This window comes from Pseudaminobacter soli (ex Zhang et al. 2022), from assembly GCF_014595955.1.
Lineage (GTDB): Bacteria > Pseudomonadota > Alphaproteobacteria > Rhizobiales > Rhizobiaceae > Kumtagia > Kumtagia pseudosoli.
The window spans coordinates 1-2,144 of record NZ_JABVCF010000039.1 but is presented as its reverse complement, the minus strand read 5'-3'; the positions used below and the strand labels follow the sequence as shown (position 1 = coordinate 2,144).

The following is a 2,144-nucleotide window of genomic DNA, read 5'->3' as shown; positions in this document are numbered from 1 at the left end:
CGCGAGCGCCTGACGCTGATCCGCATCTATGAGGAACTGCGGGCGCTGGGCTACGAGGGCAGCTACGACGCGATCCGGCGCTACGCCAAGAGCCGGGAGAAGGCTCGCGGTGCGGCCATGGCCGAGGCTTACGTGCCGCTGTTCTATCCTCCCGGCGACGCCTACCAGTTCGACTGGAGCCACGAGATTGTCCTGATCAACGGCGTCACCGTGACGGTGAAGGTCGCCCATGTCCGGCTCTGTCACAGCCGCATGATGTTCGTGCGAGCCTATCCGCGCGAGACGCAGGAGATGGTGTTCGACGCCCACGATCGGGCCTTTGCCTTCTTCGGCGGGGCCTGCACGCGCGGCATCTACGACAACATGAAGACGGCGGTGGAGACGGTCTTTGTCGGCAAGGACCGTCAATACAATCGCCGCTTCCTGCAGATGTGCAGCCACTATCTGGTGCAGCCCGTCGCCTGCACACCGGCCTCGGGCTGGGAGAAGGGGCAGGTCGAGAACCAGGTCGGGCTGGTGCGCGAGCGCTTCTTCACGCCGCGGCTGCGCTTCAAGAGCTACGAGGAGCTGAACGCCTGGCTGCTCGACAAGTGCGTCGCCTACGCCAAGGCACACCGCCATGTCGACCAGCCGGAGCGCACGATCTGGGAGGTGTTCGAGGAGGAGCGCGGCAAGCTCGTCGCCTATCGCGGCCCCTTCGACGGATTCCATACGGTGCCCGCCTCGGTGACGAAGACCTGCACGGTGCGGTTCGACACCAACAAATACTCGGTGCTGTCGACCGCGGTCGGGAGGCCGGTCGAGATCCAGGCCTACGCCACCCGCATCGTCATCCGTCAGGACGGGGCGATCGTGGGCGAGCATGCCCGCTCGTTCGGCCGCAACCAGACGGTCTACAATCCATGGCACTATGTTCCGGTGCTGGCGCGCAAGCCCGGGGCCCTGCGCAATGGCGCGCCGTTCCAGGGATGGGAACTGCCGCCGGCGATGGAGCGGGTGCGCCGCCGCTTGAAGGCTACCGCCGACGGCGACCGGCAGATGGTGGCGATCCTGGCGGCGGTGCTCTCCGACGGTCTCGACGCCGTCGAGGCTGCCTGTGAGCAGGCGCTCGCCGAGAACGTCTCTTCGTCGGCCGTCATCCTCAACATCCTGGCCCGCCGGCGCGATCCGGCGCCGGCCGTCACCATCCTCACACCCGACGCACTGCGACTGCGCCACGAGCCGCAGGCCGACTGCGCCCGCTACGACAGCCTCAGGAGGGCAAGCTGATGGAACGAACCGAGGTTCTGGACCTGATGGGAACGCTGAAGCTCTACGGGATGCGCAGCGCCTACGACGAGATCATGGCCACCGCCATCAAGCGCCAGCACGAGCCGCCAAGGGTCGTCGGTGACCTGCTCTCAGCGGAGATCGCCGAGAAGCAGGCCCGTTCGATCAAATACCAGCTCACCGTCGCCAAGCTGCCGCTGGCCAAGGACATCGACGACTTCGCCTTCGCCGACACGCCGGTCAACGAGGCCCTGGTCCGCGATCTCGCCACCGGCGCCTTCGTCGCCGACCAGCGCAACGCCGTCCTCATCGGCGGCACCGGAACCGGCAAGTCGCATCTGGCGATCGCAATCGCCCGCGCGCTCATCCGCAGTGGCGCACGCGGCCGCTTCTTCAACGTCGTCGATCTGGTCAATCGCCTCGAGACCGAGCATCGCAGCGGCAAGCAGGGGCGCATCGCCGACTACCTCACCCGCCTCGACTTCGTGGTGCTCGACGAGCTCGGCTATCTCCCCTTTGCCCAGGCCGGCGGCCAACTCCTCTTCCATCTGATCAGTCGGCTCTACGAACGCACCTCGATCATCGTCACCACCAATCTCGCCTTCGGCGAATGGCCCGCGGTGTTCGGCGACGCCAAGATGACCACCGCGCTGCTCGATCGGCTCACCCATCACTGCGAGATCATCGAGACCGGCAACGAATCCTGGCGCTTCAAGAACCGCTCTCAACGCTAAAGCCAGAGAGCTCAACCAACGCGCCTGACCGGGCTGCGCAACCCAGACCAGCTCCACCCGGTCAGGCGCTCACCGTCGCCCTACAATAAGGGGGTCAAAATTGGACGCCGATCAGGGGTCAGTTTTGCGCGCCGATTGACA

General features: G+C 66.0%; 1 protein-coding gene and 1 pseudogene. Both read left to right on the top strand.

Annotation, left to right across the window (positions count from 1 at the left end):
* Positions 1-1,263, top strand: a pseudogene (istA, locus tag HUI96_RS28980) (IS21 family transposase); the annotation flags it as partial.
* A 5-nt stretch (positions 1,264-1,268) separates the two neighbouring features.
* A complete protein-coding gene (gene istB, locus HUI96_RS28975; RefSeq protein ID WP_188258164.1) occupies positions 1,269-2,003 on the top strand; it encodes an IS21-like element helper ATPase IstB in 735 nt (244 codons plus the stop codon).
* Positions 2,004-2,144: the final 141 nt, after the last annotated feature.